Raw genomic sequence first — 19,849 nt, 5'->3', positions numbered from 1 at the left:
CCTGTTGGTGCAGCCGGGCCCCGGTCCGCCGGGCCCGGCCGCCCGGCGAGTCTGCCGACCTCGATCGGAAATGTCACCCCGCCGGGGGGTGATGTCAGCCATCCGACAGAAAACACCCCCCGTCGGGGTGGGTCAGCCCCGGCCGGACGCCGGGAAACTGGTCCACCCCGCCGAGAAGCGACGGCGGTCAGGCGGTGTAGGCCTCGACCGGCAGGCGGTAGCACACCTCGTCGCCGAGGGCATCCGGCAGCAGCAGGCCCCGGGCGTTCAGGATCTTCAGCGAGCGGAGCACCTGAGCGTTGTTCAGACCTGCGCCAGTTTGCATGTGCCGCACGTCGCGGGTGTAGACGCCCTCCGGGTCGGCGTGCCGGGCGACCAGCACCAGCAGCAGCTTCGGGTACGGCGGCAGGTTCTGGGCCAGGGCCCACGTGATCGCCGTGAGCGCCCGGTCGGGGGTGCCGATCCGGCGGGCGGTGGGGGCCACGAAGCAGTCGGTCAGGGCGTGCGGCAGCCGGCGGCCGCAGAAGGTGCGGCCCAGCGCGCGGTCCCGCTCCGCGACGGTGGTGGCCGGCTCGTGGTGGACCACGGTGCCGTTGCGGCGCTCGCCGTCGGGGCACCGGCCGGTCTCGTCGTACTCGCCGGAGCGCCACCGGTTGTCCCGGTCGACCAGGCGCGGGTAGAGGTAGATGTGGTGGCCGCAGTGGCGGCAGTTGGCGACCTGCGTGCCGCTGTGGTCGGCCAGCACGGTGAAGGTGCCGTCGACGACCGGGATCGTGTACGGCTGGTGGTTCTTGACGAGGGCCATGTGGCGCTCGGTGTGCGCCTCGCAGGCGGTGGTGGCGTACTGCTGGCCGGGCGGGTTCCACAGGACGACGTGGGTCGACGGCTGGGAGCAGGGCGATCCGGCGTAGCAGCGCAGGGATATGGCGCGGTCGGTGTCGATGCCGATGGTCACGGCGGTGGTCCTTCCTATTGTCGGGGCTTTGTCCAGGTCTGCCCCGTTGGTGCTGACGTTACCGATTACCTTAGAAATAGTCAACCCCCGGGGGGTGAATTCCCCCGGGGGTTGACGGTCGACGCTCAGCGGCCGAAGCAAGCCCGTACCGCGCGGCGGTCGGCGTGGTAGACCCGCTCGCCGCGGTGGTTGCCGCAACGCACCCCGCCGGCCGGAGCCGCCACCGGGGCCGGGGCCGCCACCGGCGCCGGGGTCGGGGCCTGCGGCCGGAGGGACACCGTCCGGGTGTCGCAGCGGGTGGGGTCGATGCGCACGATCCGCTCGACGCCCCGGCCGGCCCGCCAGACGCCACCCTGGTGCTGCTGGACGGACTCGCGGATGTAGACCTCAGCAACCCGGTAGTCGGTGGCCATCAGACGGCCGGCCCAGTCGCGGGCGGCGGCCAGGGCGTCCGGGCCGTTGAAGTCGGCGTACACGTCCCAGTCGTTGACCAGGTGCTCCGGCACGGCCTGGCCCCGGGCGTCGAGGGCGTCGGCGTGCAGGCCGACCTGGTACGCGGTGGAGGTGTCGACGGCAGGCATGGCGGGTGTCCCTTCCTCGGTGGTCGGGAGGGGTTCCAGGCCCTCTCCCGGTGCACCTGTGACGTTACCGCCTCCCCCGTAAGTAATCAACCTCCGGGGGGTGAATTGTGGGGGCCGGACATGACGATGCCCTCCCCGTAACGTGTCTGGCCGCCCCGGGGAGGGCACCGCGACTGACCCGGCGTGCTCAGACCGATGTCGTCACCACCCACCCTACGACCACCGTCCACACAGGCCCCACCGGCACCCCCACCCGGGGGGAGACTTCCCGACAATCCGCTGCACACGCACCTCGCCCCCGCCCACCCCCACCCGGTACAGTGCGACCAGGCGTGACGATCACCCGGCGCTGCTGCGGTCCGGCCGGAGATCCGCCACCTGACGTACCAGCGCTGCCGCGGTCCGGCTGGGCGTAGATGACCCTCCTAGGGGTTACCGCCATGCTGCACGCAACCACTGTCCCGACCACCGGCCGGCACCTGCTCCCCGGCGCGATCCTCGGCTACCGCCGCAACGGCGCCCCGATCCGGCTTCAGGCCGGCGGTGACGGCACCGACGAGAACACCCAGACCGCCTACGCCTTCCCGTTCGACGTGCCCGAGGACCTGTCGGCCGTCGCGACCGACGACCTCAACGCCCTGCTCGGGCAGGTCCGTGAGCACGCCGCCGGGTTCAACGGGCAGACCACCCCCGAAGCGCTCACCGCGCTGCGGGCCTGCCGCGACCTCGCCGTGCGCGCCAGCAACGAGATCACCGAGCGCGCGAACCGCGAAGACGAGCTGGCCGCCCTCAACGCCGACATCGCCGCCGCGACCACCGTCGAGCAGCCCGACGACAGCGCCGCCGACGACGAGGACGACGACACCGACGGCGACGGCGACGGCGAGCCGGAGGGCACCCCGGCCGCAGAGACCGAGCGGCAGCCCGAGCGCGAGCCGGTCGTGGCGTCCCGCCGCACCAACCCGCCCGTGCGCCGGGTCGCGCGGACCTCCCGCACCCGCCGCCCGGACGTGCCCGAGGACACCGACACCCGGTTCATGTCGATGACCGCCAGCGCCGACGTGCCCGGCTTCGCCGCCGGACAGCGCCTGGAACGCTTCGACGACGCCGCCCGCGCGCTCGCCGCACGCCTCGACCAGTACCCGGGCATGACCGCCGGACGCGCCGGACGTCTACCCACGGGCCAGAACAGCAAGCGGCCGGTCACCGTGTACGACCCGGACGAGCCGGGCCGTCAGCTGGTGATGCAGCGGTTCACCCGCCACAACGCCGTGCAGTTCCGGCGGGAGTTCCCCGACGACCTGCGGGTGCGTGAGGGCGACAACGGCTACGCCGTCGCGGAGTACGCCGCCCGCGAGCGCCGTCTGCCCGGCGGGAACCTCCGCGAGTCCGCCCGCCTGGCCGTCGAGAAGGGCCGGTCGCTGACCGCCGCCGCCGGCTGGTGCGCCCCGTCCGAGGTCATGTACGACCTGCTGGAGCTGGAAACCCTCGACGGGATGCTCGACCTGCCCGAGCTGCAGACCACCCGCGGTGGCTGGCAGATCCCGGTCGACGGCGGCCCGGACTTCGCCTCCATCTACGGGTCGCTCGGCAACGCCGGCGACACCCACCTCACCGAGGCCGAGGTCATCGCCGACACCCAGAAGGTGTGCACCGAGATCCCGTGCCCGCCGTTCGAGGACGTGCGGCTCGGCGTCGACTACATCTGCCTGACCGGCGGGCTGCTGCAGCGCCGGGGCTACCCGGAGGTCGTGGCCCGGTTCGGCCGGGGCGCCGTCGTCGGCCTCGCCCACAAGATCAACGCCGGGGTCATCGCGTCGATCGTCGCCGCGTCCGGCACCGCCCGCGTCGTCCCGGCCGACGCCTCCGGCGACGACGCTATCTCCGGGCTGCTGTCGGCCGTGGACCTCGCGATCGCCGACGCCAAGTACCGCAACCGGATGGGCTTCAACGCCACCCTGGAAGTGGTGCTGCCGATGTGGGTGCTGGTGCAGCTGCGGGCCGCAGGCTCCCGCCGCAGCGGCGTCGACATGGTCGGTCTGACCGACGCGCAGATCCTCAACTGGTTCGCCATCCGCAACGCCGTGCCGCGGTTCGTCTACGACTGGCAGGACGCCTTCTCCGGGCTGTCCGCCGGCCCGGGCGGCGCCACCCCGCTGACCGCGCTGCCGACCACCGTCCAGTTCGTGGTGTACCCGGCCGGCACGTGGGTCAAGGCCGTGCAGGACGTCGTCCAGCTCGACACCATCTACGACTCCACCATGCTGGCCACCAACCAGTACACGGCGGTGTTCGCCGAGGACGGCTGGGCCGCGCTGCAGATGGGCGGCACCTCCCGCCTCTACACCGCCCCGGTCGACCCGTCCGGTGTCGTCGGCTGCTGCCCGCTGCCCGAGACCACCCCCTGACCGCGGCTCGCTGACCAGAAAGGGGTGAGCGGTCCGTGGTGATGGCACCGCACACCATCGTGCCTGCCCCCGAACCTCGGGGGCTGCGGTACGGGCTGCTCACCGCCGCGAACGGCCCGCTGGACCTCCCGGCTCCAGCGGGCCACGGCGGTGGGGTGCAGTACGAGCCGGTGTCCTGCGGGTTCGCCCGCCTGTACCCGGTCGACTGCGACGACGACCCGCCGGAGAAGACGTTCGACCCGGCCGATCCGTGGGTGACCGCCGACCCGCTGGTCGCGTACGCCACCCTCACCTGCTCGGCGGTCGGGTCGACCGCCCAGTCGCTGGAGGCGAAAGTCGCCCGCCGGCTGGCCAACGGCGAACAGTCCATCGCGGAGCAGGCCCTCGACGCGGTCCTGTCGACCGCCGGGGGGCCGACGCTGACCGCCCCCGACCCGACCCGCATCAAGTCGGTCATCGGGGAGTTGGAGCAGTGGCTCTACGGCCCGGACGGGGCGAACTACGGCAACGTCGGCTACCTGCACGCGCCGTTCCGGTACGCGCAGGTCGCCGATCCGGTCGCGGACGGTCGGCTGCTGCGCACGAAGCTCGGCTCGATCTGGGTGTTCGGCGCGTACCCCGATGACGGCACCATCCGGATCTCCGGGCAGGTGACCGTGTGGCGGGCGCCGGAGGTGTTCGTGTCTCCGGCCGGGCAGGGCTTCGACCGGGCGAGCAACACCTACCGGCTGCTCGCCGAGCGGGAGTACGCCGTGGCGTTCGACTGCGTGACCGCCGAAGCGTCCTACCAGGAGGGCACGCCCTGATGATGATCACTCTGCATCCCGGCCCCGGCCAGTCGATCGGTGACCTGCTGCGGGAGGTCCGTGACGTGGCCGACGACGACCGGCCGTTGACCACCGGCCACGGCGGGCTCGACGTGGACGAGGACCTGGCGCTGGCGTACCTCACCGCCCGCCGGTCGACCGGCGGGCGTGGGCGGGCGGTCCGTGACCCGGCCCCGGCCGAGACCCCGACCCCGACCGAGGGCACCCCGACGGTCGCGCCGGACACCGACCCGGCCGCGACGCCGAAGACCGACCGGCGGACGACCGAGACCGCCGAGCCGGAGCCGGACCCCGCGGCGAAGCCTCGGGCCGGCGGCCGGCGGCGCGCGGCCCGCCCCCGCTCCACCACGCCCACCACGAGCAAGGAGTCCTGATGGCAGACAGCTACCTGCAGGGGCTGCGGATCCGCGCGACCCGGCTCGATGACTGCGGCGCCCCGGTGTTCGGGCCGTGCGGCACCGTCGTGTCGAAGGGGTTCGTCAACATCAACCTGTCGGTGCAGGAGACGAACCCGACCGAGATCGCTCCGGTGCTGGCGGACGGCTCCCGCTGCTACTACATCCAGACGGCGAAGTTGCTCAACAACATCCAGGCGTCGCTGGAGTTCTGCGAGGTCGACCCGGAGCTGTTCGAGATGATGACCGGCAGCCCGCTGGTACTCGACGACGCGACGGTGCCGAAGGCGCAGGGGTTCGTCACCGACAGCCAGGTGTACGGGCTGGCGAACGTCGCGCTGGAGGTGTGGACGAACCTGGCCCGAGGCGGGTGCGGGGTGCCCGGCGGCCGCCGGTGGGGCTACTACCTGCTGCCGTGGCTGTACCAGGGCACGGTGTCCAAGCCGACGATCGAGAACGGGGCGGTGAACTTCACCGTCAACGAGGCCGTCACCCGCGACGGGAACCAGTGGGGCGTCGGCCCGTACGACATCCAGATGACCTCCGGCAGCACGCCGGAGCCGTCGCCGTTGTTCGAACCGCTGACGTCCACCACCCACGACCTGCTGTACAAGGTGAACATGGCGCCTCCGGCGCCGACCGAGGGCTGCGTGCCGCTGGTCGCGGCCTGAGCTGATGGGGCCGTGCGCGTGGGAGGTCACCCCGACCTGCCCGGACTGGAACCGGTACAGCGAGCAGCAACGCGCGGACGCGATCGCCGTGGCCACGCTGTTGCTGTGGGCGGCGACCGGACGCCGGTACGGGCAGTGCGAGGTCACCGTACGGCCGTGTAACCCACCGCCGCCGCCCCGGCTGTATGTCACCTACCCCGTGACCGGAGACGCCGTCTCCGGCGACGGTGGAGGCGGTTACGGGCCGGTGCTCGACGGCGGTCGGTGGTTCAACCGGTGCGGCGCCGGTTGCTCATGCTCCTCGCGGTGCGAGGTGCTGTTGGACGGGCCGGTCACCGCGGACGCGATCGTCGCGGTCACGGTCGACGGGGGCGTGGTGCCCGGCTCGTCCTACGAGATGCACGACGGGAACGTGCTGGTGCGCACCGACGGGTTGTGCTGGCCGTCGTGCGCTGACCCGGCCACCGACCAGTTCCAGGTGACCTACCTGCGCGGGCTGCCGCCGCCGCCTGCGCTGCTGGCCGCCGCCGCCATGTTGGCCTGCGAGGTCGCGGCCGGTGGGGCGGGCGGGCCGTGCCGGTTGCCGGCGCGGATGTCGTCGCTGACCCGGCAGGGGGTGGAGGTGCAGGTGGAGCAGATCACCGACGGCACCGACCCGTTCGTCACCGGCATCCCGGAGGTCGACCGGATCGTGTCCGCCCTCAACCCGCACCGCCGCCACGGCCCCGCCGTGGTGTTGTCTCCCGACCTGCCGACCGCCCGGAGGATCATGTGACCACGCCTGTGCCGGTGACCGATCCGGTGGTGCTGCCGGTCGCCGTCGAGCTGCTCGGCGCTCTGGCCGAGGAGACCGCCCGGGTGCCGGAGCCTCCGGCGGTGACCGCGCTGCGGCCGGGTGACCGCATCGAGCTGCTGCTGTCGACCAACCGCGACGAGTGCTGCGAAGGGCTGGCGTGGGTGCGGGTGGTGCGGGTGTACCCGTCGCGGGAGTTCCCCGCGCAGGACACCGCCTACCAGACCTGTTCTCCGGTGCAGTGGGCGGTGGTGTTCGAGCTGGGGGCCGCCCGGTGCGCGCCGACGCCGGGCGCGTCGGCGTTGCCGACCGCGCAGGAGTGGATGGACACCACCACGGCGGTGCTCAACGACGCCGCCGCGGTCCGGCGGGCGGTCGCGGCGTTCATGGAGCTGGACATCGATCGTATGTACCTGGCGGGGATCTGGTCCCCGCTGACCACCGAGGGCGGGTGCGTCGGCGGCGCGATGCAGCTGACCGTCGCCGTGCCCGCCTGCGACACCCTGAGGGAGCCGGAATGACCAGCACCAACACCAGCAGCGGTGGACGGCGGCGGCCGTCGACGGACACCACCACCGAGGCGTTCACCGGGCAGGACAGCCCGCAGGAAGCGGCGAAGGTCGACGCCCGTGACGCCGACCGGCAGGCAGCCCGGGAAGGCACCGTGCTGGTGGAGGTCGTGGTGTCCCACGGCCACGCCCGGCGCGGGGAGCGCGGGGAGGTCGAGCTGACCGACGCCGTCCGGGCCCGGCTCGACCGCGGGTACCTGCGGCGCGTCGACCCGGCCACGGTGCCGGTGTCCCGCGCGCCGGGCACCGCCGGACGGCCGGCTGAGGTCGGGCTCGCCGGCGGCGCCGTTCCGCCGGCTGCCGCTGACGCTGCCTGACCGGGGGTTGACCGGTGGCGGGGGCCAGCGTGCGGGTCGCGCGGATCGTGCTCGACGTCGACCAGGGCGACGTCGAGCAGATCGGCCGTGACTTCGCCTTGGAGCTGGTCACCGACGTCACCCGCCGCACCTACAACCGGGCGAACGTGCTGACTCCTGTGGACACCGGCAACCTCCGGGCGCACAACCAGATGGTGGTCGACGTGGCCCCGGCCCGGGTCGTCGGCACGGTGTTCAACGACGCGGAGTACGCCGACGTGGTGCATGACGGGTCCGGGCCGTACACGATCCGGCCCCGGCGGGCGAAAGCGCTGCGGTTCGAAGTCGGCGGCCGGGTGGTGTTCGCCCGCAAGGTGCGGCACCCGGGCACCCGGGCCCGGCCGTGGATCGCGCGGGCCTGCGAGGAGGTGGCCATCCCGGAGGGGTTCCTGTGGACCCCGGGATGACCGGCCGGGTACCCTCCGTCGGGGGGTGATTCCGCGACAACGTCGCCCCCTGCGGCTGCCCACCCATGCCGCCCAGCTCCGGCCGGTCCCTGTCTCGGGCCACAATCCCGTAGGGGTCGGTGGAGGCGTCACACGTGGAAGGCCAGATCCCTCTGATGGTCGGGGATCTGGCCTTCCGCCGTCTGGTCAACCGTCAGGGTGGGATATCCGGGGGTACGCTCGCGGTGATCAACCACGGGGAGGGACCATGGCCACCGCCAGCACGAGCACCACCCGCCGCCGCGCCGCCGCCGACCCGGACGCGCCGGCACCCCGCCGCCGCCGGACCACCACGGCGGCGGCCGAGGAGGAGGCTCCCGCGCCGCGCCGCCGCACCACCGCGGCGGCCAAGGACGCTCCGGCGCCGCGCCGCCGCACCACCACGGCGGCGGCCGAGGACGCTCCGGCGCCGCGCCGCCGCCGCACCCCCACGGCGGCCGCCGACGAGGACGCTCCGGCTCCCCGCCGCCGCCGCGCCACCACGACCGCCGCCGAGCCGGCGGCCCGCTCGAGGCGGCGCACCGCGCCGGAGCCGGAGGAGTCGTCCACCCCGGACGGTGAGGTGGATCTGGAGACGCTGACCGCTGAGGTGCCGTTCCGGGGCCGGACGGTGCTGGTGCGGATGCCGACGCTGGAACAGCTCACGATCTTCCGCCGGCTGGCGCAGCGGTTCGCCGACCTGGAAGGCAAGGAGATCGACGCGAACAAGGCCCTCGACTACTACGACCGGGGCCTGCGGGTGATCACCGCCGTGGTGGTCAAGGACGAGGACAAGGCGTGGATCGAGGACATGCTGCTCGACGGTGACATGCGGCTGCCGGACGGGCTGCCGCTGCTGCACGAAGCCACGGATGCGCTGAAGGCGGCGGCCGGGGACAAGACCAACCGGGCCGGCCGTCGAGGTGCGGCCAAGCGCGCGTCCCGGCGATAGCCGGTGCCGGTCGAGTTCGACCCGGCCGCGTCGTGGTGGATCGCGCCGGTCGAGGTGACGATCGGCGGGCGGATCTACCGGATACCGGCGCTGCCCGCCGTCGACTGGATGACCGCCCTGTCCGAGGGCACCTGGCTGGACATCGTTCCGGCGTTGCTGGAAGACACCGGCGACGAGCTGGACGACGCGCTGGAAGACGGGTCGGTCACCCATGAGGATCTGATCACCGCGGCGAAAGACGCCGTCGAGGTGGCGGCCGGGGTGAAGTGGTGGACGGCGGTCCGGCTGGTGCAGGCGACCGCGCACGTGGCCGGGGAGCTGGCGCTGGCCGGGCTGGACATGACGCGGGTGTCGCTGGGGGCGGCGGTGCAGGCGGTGTACCGGGTGTACACCCGGCACGCGACCGAGGCTCAGCAGCGGAAGGTGGACAGCGAGCTGACGAAGCTGCCGGAAGGGATGGGGGCCGGTGCAGCGTACGACGAGGAGCGGGCCGCGGACGCCTTCGAGCAGATGGCTCGGATGCGCGGGGTCGCGTAGACGCCGGCTGGCGGCCGACGGCGCCGCCCGGGCCGCGGTGCGAGCGGCCCGGGCGGCGAGGTGGCCGTCGTGGCGGATCGCGATCGTGGCCGGGTTGGGGGCGGTCGGCGGTGGGTTCATCACCGCCGGGGTGGTGTGCCTGGGGCTGTGGCCGTGGTTCGCGGACTGGCGGTGGGGAGCGACCGGCGGGACGTTGATGGCCGGTGGGGTGCTGCTGGTGGGGGTGACGGGGGCGTGGCGGGTGTGATGACGCGCAGTGTGCGGCACCGGCTCGCCCGGCGGTGCCGACCGGTCGACGGCGTTCCGGCCACCGGCCGGTCCCGGGTGGCCGGGCTGTCGGACATCGCGCGGTTGTTCGGCGTGCCGCCCGAGCTGCTGACCACGCGCCGGACCTACCGGGCGAGGTGTCGGCTTGCCCGGCGCCGCCGGTCGCCGGTGCTGTGGTTGGCGGTGCCGGTGGTGTCGCCGTACGACGACCGGCTGCGGGAGGCGGCGTTGGGCGACCACGAGTGCTGGCGGTTCCCGCCGGTTGACTGTTCGACCTCGGGATATTGACGGCCGGGAATTATATAATGCCGGTTACGGGAGTTTCGGCCCGGTCTGTCCGGCACCATAACAGCGGTTATGCGCGCTCCGGCGGTGACCTGCGGTAACAGCGGCCCGTTGTCCGCGCCGGAGACGGCCGGGCGGGTGTCACCCCGCTGTCGGCCGGCTCGGCGCTCTGCATGGACTACGACCGGCCGCCGGAGCGTTTGCGGGCGGTCGCCATCCACCGGTACACCGTCGGGTCGACGGCGACACCCCACAGCTCGGCGACGGCCGCCGCGCCGCCGCCGGGCCGGCGGGTCTCCTCCGCCCACTGGTGCACCGCCAGCACCCGGTCCCAGTGCCCGTCGTCCCAGCCCCGCTGCCCGGTCGGTTTCGGCCGGGCCAGCGCCCGGTAGTACGCCTCGTTCGGGTGGCTGGCCACCACCGCCAGGTGCTCGATCTGCGCCAGCGGCAGCCGGTGCAGCACCCCCGGGCTGATCCGCGCGCTCGGGTGGCGGGCCTGCACGGTCAGCTCGGTGATCTGACGGCGGCCGGTCACCTCCCCCACCTTCACGGCCACCAGCAGCGGGCAGTCCGGGTCGGAGATGACCACCTGCCCGTCCTGGTCGCGGGTCACCTGAGCCCGGTCGACGTTCAGCATCGGCACCACTGTGGACTCCCCCCGTCATCGGTCCGAGATGACGGTACCTGAGCAGGGCAGACACCCCCCACCGCGCTGAACGATCAAGGTCATGGCCCGGGGTGGACGCGCGGGACGCGCGGCGGTGGACGTCGTCGCCGAGCTGTCTCAGTTCGGCCGGCAGTTCACCCGCGACATCAACGCCCAGCTGCGTCGGGTCAAGCTGGACATGTCCCAGGTGTCCGACCAGATCGAGGACGGGGTCAAGGACGGCACCGACGGCGCCGAACGGGCGCTGAACTCCCTGGCCCGGGAAGCCCGCGACACCCTCGGCAAGATCGGTGACGAGGCGGCCGAGGCCGGGCGGGAGCTGGGCCGGGAAGTCGCCGACGGGGCGGACGACGCCGCCGACGCGCTCGGGCAGATCGGTGACCAGGCGAAGGTCACCGGCGACCGGCTCGGTGAGGAGATCGCGGACGGGGCGGACGAGGCCGCCGACGCCGCGGCCCGGATGGCGGCCGAGGTCGCGCAGGAGCTGGCCCTCGTCGACGAGCGGATCGAGTCGACGCAGCGGCAGGTGCGGGAGCTGGCGCGGGAGTTCGCCCGGACCGGCGACGTCGACATGTTCGTCAAGCTGCGCAACGAGAAGGCCACCCTCGCGCAGCTGCGGATGGTCCGTAACGCCATCGATGAGGTCGGGGACGAGGCCCGCGAAACCGAGCGGGAGCTGTCCGGCGCGGTCACCGTCATGGCCGCCAACACCTCCGGCTTGAACAAGGTGTTCGGCAAGACCGTCGAGACGGTGACGGCGCTCGGCGCGGCCGCGGTCGGGCTGGGTGCCAGCGCGCCGACACCGGCCGGTCTGGTCGCGATCGCGTTGACGCTGACCGCGCTGGTCGCGCTCACGCCGGCGGTGATCGGGCTGGGGGCGGCCATCGCCGACCTGGTCGGTCTGGTCGTCGTCGCGCCGGCCGGGATCGCCGTGCTCGGCGCCGTGTTCGGCACGGCGAAGGTCGCCCTGATGGGCTTCGCCGACGCCCTCGACGCGGTGATGGAAGGCGACCCGGAGAAGGTCGCTGAGGCCCTGAAATCGCTGTCGCCTGCCGCCCGGTCGGTGGTCCGCGAGTTCCAAAAACTGCTGCCGCAGTTCCGGGAACTGAAAAAGGCGGTACAGGACTCCTTTTTCAAGCAGCTTAAAGGCGAGCTGACCGCCACCTCATCGCAACTGCTGCCGGTATTCAACCGCGGCATGACGCAGGTCGGTGCCTCACTCGGGCGGCTGGGTAAATCGCTCGGGGAAACGCTGCGGTCACCGCAGGCCGTCAAGTTCATCGGTGACGCTTTCGCGTCAGCCAGCCGGATCATCGACAAAATGGGCCCCGGCCTGAATGCGTTCCTGCGCATTCTGATGCAGCTCGGTACCCTCGCGTTGCCGTACGTCGAACAGTTCGTCGGCTGGCTGTCCAAGGGCGCGGTCAACCTTGAGAAGTTCCTCGGCACCGCGGAGGGTAAGAACGCCCTCAACGACTTCCTCGACGACGCGCTGGCCTCCCTGAAAGACGTGCTCGCGCTCGGGCAGGCGCTGTGGCGGCTGCTGGGCGCGCTGTTCGGCAACGCCGACGACGAGGGCCGCAGCTTCCTGCAGACCCTGACCGACATCGTCAACAAGCTGGCCGAGTTCCTGGAGTCCGACCAGGGCCAGGAGTTCATCCAGAACCTTCTCGACCTGCTGCCGCTGCTGGGGCAGAGCCTCGCGCAGACCGTCGCCATGATCGCCATCGGCGCGACCGCGGTCAACTGGCTGGTCAACGCGCTGGTGTCGCTCGGTGAGTGGCTGTCGCAGATCCCGGGCTGGGCGTCCAGCGCGGGCTCGGCGATCTCGGGTGCGTTCTCGTCGGCCTGGTCGGCGGTGACCGGCTTCTTCTCCTCCGTCGGCGCGTGGATCGCCGGCATCCCCGGCTGGTTCGCGTCCATCGGCTCGTCGATCGCGGGCGCCTTCTCGTCGGCCTGGTCATCGGTCGTTGCGTTCTTTACGATGCTCGGCCAATGGTTCGCGCAATTACCAGGCCGGATTCTCGGTTTCCTGGCGCAGGTCGGACAGTTCATTGTCGACGGTTTCCGGAACGGTTTCAACCGGGCGCTGGAAGCCGTCGGTGTCGGTATCGGTCTGATTCTGTACGCCGTATTGGTGTTGCCGCAGCAGATCTGGGGATATCTGCAATCGCTGCCGAGCGTGCTGGCGTCGCTGTTCCGGCAGGCGTGGGAATGGGCGCGGATCACCACCGTCAACGCCATCGCCGCGATCGTGGCGTGGGCGACCGCGCTGCCCGGCCGGGTCGCGGCCGGGCTGTCGTCGCTGCGGGCCCGCGCGGTCGCCGTGTTCACCTCGGCGTGGAACAGCGCCCGCACCCTGACGGTTAACGCGTTCAACGCCACCGTCGCGTACGTGCAGACCCTCCCGGGCCGGATCGGGTCCGCGCTCGGGTCGCTGGCCGGCCGGGTCGCGTCGGTGTTCACCCGGATGGGCTCCTCCGCGCGGGCCGCCGCCGTGTCCGGCTTCAACTCCGTCGTCTCCTACATCGCCTCGGTGCCCGGCCGGATCAGCGCGCTCGGCGGCCGGATGCTGTCGGCGGGCCGCAGCATCATGTCCGGGTTCTTCCGCGGTCTGTCGTCGGCCGGAGGCATGGCGGGCAACGTCGGCGCGTCGATCGTGTCCAGCGTGCGGCGAGGTCTCAACGGCGTGATCGGCCGGATCAACGCCGGTATCGGGTCGATCGACGCGAAGCTGCCCGGCAGCCTGCCCCGGATTCCGTACCTGGCCACCGGCGGTATGACGCTGCGGCCGACGATCGCGGCGCTGTCGGAGACCGGCAAGCGGGAGCTGGTGCTGCCGCTGGAAGACAAGCGGGTGATGGCCGCGCTGCGAAACGCGCTCGGGTTCGGCGGTGGCCGGGGAGAGCCGTCGGTGGTGTTCGCGAAGGGGTCGATCACCGTCACGTTCGCCGGAGTCGTGCCGACCCCGCAGGAGGCCTACCAGACAGGTCGGGAGGTCGGCCGTGGCGTCGCGGCGACCCTGTCCCGCTCGAACATCGCGACGCAGGTGAGGACGATCTGAATGGGTGACTACAACCCGCACCACCCCTATGTGGTGGGGATGCAGTGGCCGCCGCTGGCGGCCGACCAGGTGCTGCTCGACCCGTCGACGGAGGTCGGGTACACCTTCCGGTCGACGTCCGGGTACAGCATCACCAACGGCGTGGTGTCCGCGCGGCTGCTGTCGACGGTCCCGCCGCCGGGGGCACCGACCCGCAAGGAGCTGGTGGTCAACATCTACCGCACCGGCCGGACGGCGGGCACCGGACCGATCCGGAAGATGGTCATCCCGTGCACCGACGGGCAGAACGTGGCCGGGAGCGCTGCCGGTGGCGGTGCCGCCACGTACGCCGATGGGGTGCTCAACCCGTCCGACCCGCGGTATGTGCAGCTGACCGGACCGAACGCCGGCGCGCGGTTCCAGTTCGACACCGACGGGGCGAAAGCCGTCCAGAACCTTCAGTACCGGCGGATCCTCGACGTCGCCGTGCTCTACTCGCTGTCCGGGCCGTTCGCCGAGCTGCCCGGCGCGGTCACCCTGTCGTTGGAGAAGCCCGCGTCCGGGGTGAACTGGCTGATGGACGACGGGCTGACCGGCCCGGCCGTCCAGTCCGGCAACGTCACTCCCCGCCGGTCCCGGCTGGGTGAGCTGAACCCGCTGTGGTCGACGTTGTCGGTGCCGACCGCGACGACCGCCCGCTACCCGTGGACCCTCAACGGCAACACCTCGGCGCCGAACCCGACGCTGGGGTTGAAAGCCCTGTCGCACAACGCCGACACGTTGTACGTCCGGCTCGGCACGACGGCGGCGCCCGCGGTCGGGCAGGCGTTCCGGATCGAGTACCTGGCGTTGGAGATCACCTACTGCGAGGAGAACCGGATCGGGGCCGGTGGAGTCGACATCTCGGCGGGGGTGACCCGCGACGCGGACGGCTACTACCGGTACGAGATCCCGCTGACGGCTCCGGCGTACAACGGCTACGACGTGCCGTTGCAGGTGGGGGTGGAGTACACCGTGGCGGTCGGGCAGGCGTACTCCGGGCCGGTGTCGGTGGCGTCTCCCGTGCCGATCACCGCGGACCGGACCGGCCCGCTGGAGGCGTTCCCCACCCATCGCGGGGTGGTGCTGCGCAAGACGCTGCGGGAGGGCGCGATCCCGCAGTTGGAGATCACCCCGCTCATGCCGGCGATCACCCTGACCAACCGGCTCGGCAACGTCGACTCCGCGACGCATCCGTACGTGGCGCAGGCGGTCGGCACGCTGAACAACCGGTACGTCGACACCCAGAACATGCAGCGGATCTTGCCCCGGACCTCGGGCACGTTCCCCTGGGTGCGGTTCTACGCCCGCCGGTTCCCGGCCACCAACGCGCTGCTGCGGGTGTTCCCGGCCCTGGCCGATACCCCGTTCACCCCCCTGAATCCGGGGGTGGAGTTCTCCCCGGACGAGCTGGACGCGCTGCCCGAGCTGATCGACGGGTGGCGGGAGGTGACGTTGCGGCTGCCGACGCCGTTGGTGATCTCGCCGGCTGACGCGAACAAGCGGATCACCTGGCGGTTCGTGTCCGCCGCCGACGACCAGGCGCCGTGGCAGATCCTCGGCGCGGACGACAACCCGTTCGGGTACAGCCCGGCGGCGGGCAACAACGTGGCCGGGTTCGGCGGGAACCTCGACTACGCCACCATCGACGGCGTCGCCGACCAGGGCGCGGACATGGCGGTCGCGTTCGCCCGCGAGATGGACACGGTGACCGGGCTGACGGTGACTCCGCAGATCCAGCCGCTGACGGTGGTCGACCCCGGCTGTCCGCTCCCGGCCGACGCGATCCCGACCGGTATCCGGTTCCACCGGATCTCGTGGGATGCGATCAACAGCCCGGTGGTGGCCGGGTGGGGCTACTACGAGGTGCAGCGGCGGGACACCACCATGCCCGCCGAGGTGTGGGAGACGATCGGCACGCTGTCCTCCCCGATGGTGACCACCATGGACGACTACGAGGCCCGGGTCGGGGTGCAGTCGTTGTACCGGGTCCGGATGGTGCACGCCGCGGGTATCCCGGGGCCGTGGACGGCGACCGTGCCGGCGACGGTCGCCGCGCCGGGAGTGACCGGCACCCGCGTGGACGTCGGGGTGCTGATCTTCACCTCCAACCACAACCCGGACGGCAACCTCGCGTACGTCAACGTCACCAGCCGGGGCGAGCCGGAGGAGTTCACGTTCCCGGAGGGCGGGCAGACCGACCTGCAGCAGATGTACGGGCGGGACTTCCAGGTGGCGTTCCGGCCGACCGAGCGGGTGGGCGTCGAGTTCACCCGCACCCTGATGGTCAACTCTGTCGGGGTTCCGACACAGACCCTCGATCGGGGGTTCACCGGGCTGCGGGATCTGGCCTGGGACGCGCTGCCGTACGTGTGTGTGCGGGACGAGCTGGACAACCGGTGGCTGGCCACGATCCTGGTCCCCTCCGCGACGGTCCAGCGGGTGCCGTCACGCGGCCATCTGGAGCTGGCGCGGGTGACGGTGGTGCAGGTGACCGACGTGCCCGCGCCGGTCGACCGGCCCGCGCCGTGCGAGGGCCTGGCCGTGGTCGGGAACATCGATCAGGTGGTGGCGCAGACGGCGGCGCCGGAGCGGCTGTCCGGGCTGCTGGTGGCGTCGGACTCGTTCACCCGCACGGTGGCCGGTGGGTGGGGGTCGACGGCGCAGGGGATGCCGTGGGACTCGCCGGCCCCGGCGCAGCTGGCCGTCAACGGCAGCCGCGGTACCCACTCCCTCGCCGCGATCGGCACGGCGGTCACGTCGTACCTCAACGAGCTGTGGGTGGACGGGCGGATCCGGGCTCAGGTCGGGGTGAGCGCGCTGGCGACCGGCGCGCCGATCGGGGCGGCGGTGATCGCCCGCGCCTCCGAGACGATGGTGTCGATGTACCGCTTGCAGGCCAACTTCGGCACCAGCGGCCAGTTGTCGGTGCAGCTGGTCAAGCGGGTCGGTGGGGTGGACACCCAGCTCGCGTCGCAGACGATCGCGGGTGGGTACACCACCGCCACGGTGCTGAACCTGGAGCTGGACGTGCGCGCGGACCGGCTGATGGGCTGGGCGTGGCCGTCGACGGGCAGCAGGCCGGTCAACCCGACCTTGACCGCCACGGCGACGGAGCTGCGGAACCCGGGCTGGTGGGGTACCCGGTCGCTGCTGGCGTCGGGGAACACCAACGCCCAGCCGGTGACGGTGTTCTACGACGAGTTCGCGGTCCGGACGACTCCGGCGGACATCGACGTGCGGATGTTGCTGCGGCCGTCGGGCGAGACGTGGCAGGTCGCGGTGGCGCAGATCGCGGACCCGGCGGTGGACCCGGCGCGGTACTGGTCGGTCGACGCCGACGAGGTGACCTCCTGCATCGACATGTCCAACGGCGACTTCTACTACGAGTGCGTGCAGACCTCCGGGATCGGGGCGGTCCGTAACCGGCAGATGTGGTTGCGGTGGACGTACGACTCGGTGAACCCGTCCGGCGGTGGTCAGTCGCAGGGAACGTGGTGGGTGTCGACGGACGGGGTGGCGTGGACGTCGGTGACGACGCTGTCGGGGCCGGTCGCGCCGTTCCAGCCGTCGAGCGCTCCGGTGCAGATCCTCGCGGCCGGTGCGGTGACGGTCGGGCGGGTGGAGATCCGCGACGGCATCAACGGGCCGTTGATCGCCAGCCCGGACTTCGGCGGCCAGCCAGGCGGGACGACCTCGTTCACCGACGGGCAGGGCAACGTGTGGACCGTTTCGGGGAGGGGGATCTGTGCCGCCTGACGACTTCGACCTGCCGCGGTACGTCGGTCAGCGGTCGGGCACGTTCCGGTGGCGGCTGCTCGACGGGGTGACCGGTGTGGTGCGGGGGGAGCTGCATCCGTTGCGGGACACCAGCCCGCAGCTGTCGCATGACACCACCTCGACGATCAGCCGGCGGGTGTCGCAGGTGACGCTCGGGGCCGTCGATGCCGGGTTGATCAACCCGCTGCGGGACCGGGTCGAGCTGTCGATGGTGACGGTGACCGGACGGCGGCGGGAGGAGAGGCCGCTCGGGCGGTACATGGTGGCGGACGCGACCAGCCTGGAGACCTCCGGCGGGACGACCGCGCCGATCACCTTGTACGACGAGATGTTCGTGGTCGACCAGGAGCTGGACGCCGGGTTCAACGCCGGCGGGAGGGCCGTCGACCAGGCGGCGTACGCGCTGCTGGACGGGCTGCCGATCGGTGATGTGCAGATCGACGCCACCGACCAGACCGCCGACAACGGCTGGTCGGCGGGCACCTCGCGGGCGTCGGCGCTGGCCGACCTGGCGAACCTCGGGGGCTACTTCAAGCCGTGGTTCAACCACCGCCACCAGCTGAGGATGATGCGGGCGTTCGAACCGGCGGCCCGGCCGCCGACGATCGATCTGGACGCCTCACCGCGGGTGGTGGCCGGGTCGGTCACCCGGTCGAATGACCTGCTGACGGCTCCGAACCGGTACGTGGTGGTGTCGAACGCTGTCGGGGAGGAGCAGACCGCGCCGATCGTGGGCACCTACGACGTGCCATCGTCGGCGCCGCATTCGATCCAGCAGGTCGGGTACGTGCGGCCGAAGGTCACCGACGCGCAGGTGTCGTCGGTGACGCAGGCGCGGATCTACGCGCGGACGCTGGGCATCCAGGACGCCGTCTACGAGCGGGTGGAGCTGACCACCCCGGCCGACCCGCGCCATGACGGCTATGACGTCGTGCGGTGGGACGGGCTGCTGTGGCTGGAGACGGCGTGGCAGATGACGTTGACGGTGGGCGGGCCGATGCGGCACACGCTGCGGCGGGCGTACGGGAGCACGACGGGAGACGAGCTGTGACGATGCCGGGGGGCGACGAGGAGCAGGCGATCGCGCTCGCGCGGGCGGTCCTCGAGCGGATGCAGTCGCAGACGGCGTGGGCGTTGCGGCCGGCGACGATCGACCCGCCGGACCGGCTGGGTCGCACGATGGGCACGGTGGACGGTGACTCCACCTCGGTGCGGATGACGTCGCTGATCGGGCGGGTGGTGCCGGGGGCGCGGGTGATGGTGCTGGTCACCCCGCCGTCGGGGCATCACATCGTGGGTTGGGTCGGTGCGCCGTCGACGTCGGTTCCGCTGGTGCAGCCCTTCACCGATGTGACCCAGCCGGTGGAGTGGCTGCCGCCGGCTGGGTTGCGGTACATCGAGGTCGAGGGCGTCGGCGGCGGCGGTGGCGGCGGCGGGGTGACCGGGTCGTCGACGTCGGGGGCGAACGGCTGTGCCGGTGGCGGCGGCGGTGGCGGGTACTGCAAGTCGATCATCCCGGGGTATCTGCTGACCGGGCCGGTGGTGGTGACGGTCGGGCGGGGTGGCAACGGCGGGACGAACGGGGCGACGCCGGGCCAGGTCGGGGGGAACACGTCGTTCGGGTCGTTCTGGGTGGCCAACGGCGGTGGGTTCGGTGCGGGGAACACGGCGGGCACCGGCGACCAGGTCGGTGCGCGGGGGCTCGGCGGCACGGCGGCCGGTGGCAACGTGCTGAACGTGATGGGCGGGCACGGTGACTACAACCGGACGTTGGACGGGCGGCAGACGTTCCGGGGCTCGGGCGGTGACTCGGTGCTCGGACGCGGCGGGAACTCGTCGGGGTCGGTCGGTGGTGCCGGGCCTGCGGGCTATCTGTACGGCGGTGGTGGTGCGGGGGCGATCGCGGCGGCGACGACGCGGGCCGGTGGTCGGGGGGCGGATGGTGTGGTGATCATCCACTGCCACTTCTAGTGACGGGGCGTGTGCGGGTGTTAACGCAAGATCACTGTAACGTTTTGGGGCCCGGGAGCGATATCAACTACCAAGCAACGCGGTTGCCCACCTGTGGGAATGCTGTGAGGGAGGTGCGCGGTGACTGCCCGTGACTGTCCATTGTGGCGTGTCGATGGCGTCGTCTGCGCTCCCGCCGGCGTGAGGTGGGGTCCGCGTGCGCCGAGGCTTTTCTCAGGGGGGTAGGCGACGGCGGGGGGCGGGGGCGCTGGGCAAGCACACTGCCCGCCCCCCTCCGTCGCCACGCGTCCGGCTTGGTTGGTGACCGAGCCGGGCTAGCCGGGGGGCA

The 19,849-nt window shown here is 72.1% G+C and carries 19 protein-coding genes; 16 read left to right on the top strand and 3 right to left on the bottom strand.

The window, feature by feature from the left end; genetic code table 11:
• Positions 1 to 187: 187 nt before the first annotated feature.
• Together O7611_RS31230 and O7611_RS31225 are read right to left on the bottom strand one after the other, a co-directional pair.
• The gene (locus tag O7611_RS31230; RefSeq protein ID WP_269698309.1) at positions 188 to 955 is read right to left on the bottom strand and encodes a hypothetical protein; all 768 of its coding nucleotides are present in this window, start codon (positions 953 to 955) and stop codon (positions 188 to 190) included.
• A gap of 125 nt (positions 956 to 1,080) precedes the next feature.
• Complete coding sequence (locus O7611_RS31225) at positions 1,081 to 1,536, bottom strand: hypothetical protein (RefSeq protein ID WP_269698308.1); 456 nt, start codon at positions 1,534 to 1,536, stop codon at positions 1,081 to 1,083.
• A gap of 440 nt (positions 1,537 to 1,976) precedes the next feature.
• Between O7611_RS31225 and O7611_RS31220 the strand changes: the two genes are divergently transcribed.
• From O7611_RS31220 to O7611_RS31165, 12 genes are all read left to right on the top strand, one after another.
• Positions 1,977 to 3,944, top strand: a complete 1,968-nt coding sequence (locus tag O7611_RS31220; protein ID WP_269698307.1) for a major capsid protein — start codon at positions 1,977 to 1,979, stop codon at positions 3,942 to 3,944.
• Positions 3,945 to 3,979: 35 nt separating this feature from the next.
• Positions 3,980 to 4,750: a hypothetical protein gene (locus O7611_RS31215; RefSeq protein ID WP_269698306.1), complete on the top strand. Its 771-nt coding sequence runs from the start codon at positions 3,980 to 3,982 to the stop codon at positions 4,748 to 4,750.
• Entirely contained in the window at positions 4,750 to 5,145 is a 396-nt protein-coding gene (locus O7611_RS31210) for a hypothetical protein (RefSeq protein WP_269698305.1), read from the top strand. The genes O7611_RS31215 and O7611_RS31210 overlap by 1 nt, the downstream gene beginning before the upstream one ends.
• Positions 5,145 to 5,837, top strand: coding sequence for a hypothetical protein (locus O7611_RS31205; RefSeq protein WP_269698304.1), 693 nt, complete (start codon positions 5,145 to 5,147; stop codon positions 5,835 to 5,837). The genes O7611_RS31210 and O7611_RS31205 overlap by 1 nt, the downstream gene beginning before the upstream one ends.
• A 4-nt stretch (positions 5,838 to 5,841) precedes the next feature.
• Entirely contained in the window at positions 5,842 to 6,612 is a 771-nt protein-coding gene (locus tag O7611_RS31200) for a hypothetical protein (protein ID WP_269698303.1), read from the top strand.
• Positions 6,609 to 7,151 carry a hypothetical protein gene (locus O7611_RS31195; RefSeq protein ID WP_269698302.1) on the top strand — a complete coding sequence of 181 codons (543 nt, stop codon included), beginning with the start codon at positions 6,609 to 6,611 and terminating at the stop codon, positions 7,149 to 7,151. The genes O7611_RS31200 and O7611_RS31195 overlap by 4 nt, the downstream gene beginning before the upstream one ends.
• Positions 7,148 to 7,516, top strand: coding sequence for a hypothetical protein (locus O7611_RS31190; protein WP_269698301.1), 369 nt, complete (start codon positions 7,148 to 7,150; stop codon positions 7,514 to 7,516). Before O7611_RS31195 ends, O7611_RS31190 begins: the two co-directional genes overlap by 4 nt.
• Before the next feature lie 14 nt (positions 7,517 to 7,530).
• Positions 7,531 to 7,962, top strand: coding sequence for a hypothetical protein (locus tag O7611_RS31185; RefSeq protein ID WP_269698300.1), 432 nt, complete (start codon positions 7,531 to 7,533; stop codon positions 7,960 to 7,962).
• A gap of 247 nt (positions 7,963 to 8,209) precedes the next feature.
• The gene (locus O7611_RS31180; RefSeq protein WP_269698299.1) at positions 8,210 to 8,932 is read left to right on the top strand and encodes a hypothetical protein; all 723 of its coding nucleotides are present in this window, start codon (positions 8,210 to 8,212) and stop codon (positions 8,930 to 8,932) included.
• Between the two features lie 3 nt (positions 8,933 to 8,935).
• Positions 8,936 to 9,469 (top strand): hypothetical protein, encoded by a 534-nt coding sequence (locus tag O7611_RS31175; RefSeq protein WP_269698298.1) that lies wholly within the window; start codon positions 8,936 to 8,938, stop codon positions 9,467 to 9,469.
• A gap of 85 nt (positions 9,470 to 9,554) precedes the next feature.
• On the top strand, positions 9,555 to 9,716 hold the full coding sequence (locus O7611_RS31170) for a hypothetical protein (protein ID WP_269698297.1): 162 nt from the start codon (positions 9,555 to 9,557) through the stop codon (positions 9,714 to 9,716).
• A complete protein-coding gene (locus O7611_RS31165; RefSeq protein ID WP_269698296.1) occupies positions 9,716 to 10,024 on the top strand; it encodes a hypothetical protein in 309 nt (102 codons plus the stop codon). Before O7611_RS31170 ends, O7611_RS31165 begins: the two co-directional genes overlap by 1 nt.
• Before the next feature lie 175 nt (positions 10,025 to 10,199).
• Here O7611_RS31165 and O7611_RS31160 read toward each other — a convergent pair whose 3' ends face one another.
• Positions 10,200 to 10,658, bottom strand: coding sequence for a hypothetical protein (locus O7611_RS31160; protein ID WP_269698295.1), 459 nt, complete (start codon positions 10,656 to 10,658; stop codon positions 10,200 to 10,202).
• Between the two features lie 490 nt (positions 10,659 to 11,148).
• Between O7611_RS31160 and O7611_RS31155 the strand changes: the two genes are divergently transcribed.
• From O7611_RS31155 to O7611_RS31140, 4 genes are read left to right on the top strand one after another with little or no spacing between them, the layout of a single operon-like run.
• Complete coding sequence (locus tag O7611_RS31155; RefSeq protein WP_269698294.1) at positions 11,149 to 13,752, top strand: phage tail protein; 2,604 nt, start codon at positions 11,149 to 11,151, stop codon at positions 13,750 to 13,752.
• Positions 13,753 to 17,529, top strand: a complete 3,777-nt coding sequence (locus tag O7611_RS31150) for a hypothetical protein (RefSeq protein WP_269698293.1) — start codon at positions 13,753 to 13,755, stop codon at positions 17,527 to 17,529.
• Positions 17,519 to 18,601: a hypothetical protein gene (locus O7611_RS31145; RefSeq protein ID WP_269698292.1), complete on the top strand. Its 1,083-nt coding sequence runs from the start codon at positions 17,519 to 17,521 to the stop codon at positions 18,599 to 18,601. The genes O7611_RS31150 and O7611_RS31145 overlap by 11 nt, the downstream gene beginning before the upstream one ends.
• A gap of 2 nt (positions 18,602 to 18,603) precedes the next feature.
• On the top strand, positions 18,604 to 19,521 hold the full coding sequence (locus O7611_RS31140) for a glycine-rich domain-containing protein (protein ID WP_442929402.1): 918 nt from the start codon (positions 18,604 to 18,606) through the stop codon (positions 19,519 to 19,521).
• The last annotated feature ends 328 nt before the right edge of the window (positions 19,522 to 19,849 follow it).

This window comes from Micromonospora sp. WMMC273, from assembly GCF_027460285.1.
GTDB classification, from domain to species: Bacteria; Actinomycetota; Actinomycetes; order Mycobacteriales; family Micromonosporaceae; genus Micromonospora; species Micromonospora aurantiaca.
Note: the sequence above shows the minus strand (reverse complement) of the source record. Positions and strands in the feature narration are given on the sequence as shown.

Bases quoted from the DNA above. Each gene is read 5' to 3' on its own strand.
- O7611_RS31225 (WP_269698308.1), bottom strand. From the start codon at position 1,536: ATGCCTGCCGTCGACACCTCCACCGCGTACCAGGTCGGCCTGCACGCC.
- O7611_RS31220 (WP_269698307.1), top strand. From the start codon at position 1,977: ATGCTGCACGCAACCACTGTCCCGACCACCGGCCGGCACCTGCTCCCC.
- O7611_RS31210 (WP_269698305.1), top strand. From the start codon at position 4,750: ATGATGATCACTCTGCATCCCGGCCCCGGCCAGTCGATCGGTGACCTG.
- O7611_RS31205 (WP_269698304.1), top strand. From the start codon at position 5,145: ATGGCAGACAGCTACCTGCAGGGGCTGCGGATCCGCGCGACCCGGCTC.
- O7611_RS31200 (WP_269698303.1), top strand. From the start codon at position 5,842: ATGGGGCCGTGCGCGTGGGAGGTCACCCCGACCTGCCCGGACTGGAAC.
- O7611_RS31190 (WP_269698301.1), top strand. From the start codon at position 7,148: ATGACCAGCACCAACACCAGCAGCGGTGGACGGCGGCGGCCGTCGACG.
- O7611_RS31180 (WP_269698299.1), top strand. From the start codon at position 8,210: ATGGCCACCGCCAGCACGAGCACCACCCGCCGCCGCGCCGCCGCCGAC.
- O7611_RS31165 (WP_269698296.1), top strand. From the start codon at position 9,716: ATGACGCGCAGTGTGCGGCACCGGCTCGCCCGGCGGTGCCGACCGGTC.
- O7611_RS31160 (WP_269698295.1), bottom strand. From the start codon at position 10,658: ATGCTGAACGTCGACCGGGCTCAGGTGACCCGCGACCAGGACGGGCAG.
- O7611_RS31155 (WP_269698294.1), top strand. From the start codon at position 11,149: ATGGCGGCCGAGGTCGCGCAGGAGCTGGCCCTCGTCGACGAGCGGATC.
- O7611_RS31150 (WP_269698293.1), top strand. From the start codon at position 13,753: ATGGGTGACTACAACCCGCACCACCCCTATGTGGTGGGGATGCAGTGG.
- O7611_RS31140 (WP_442929402.1), top strand. From the start codon at position 18,604: ATGCCGGGGGGCGACGAGGAGCAGGCGATCGCGCTCGCGCGGGCGGTC.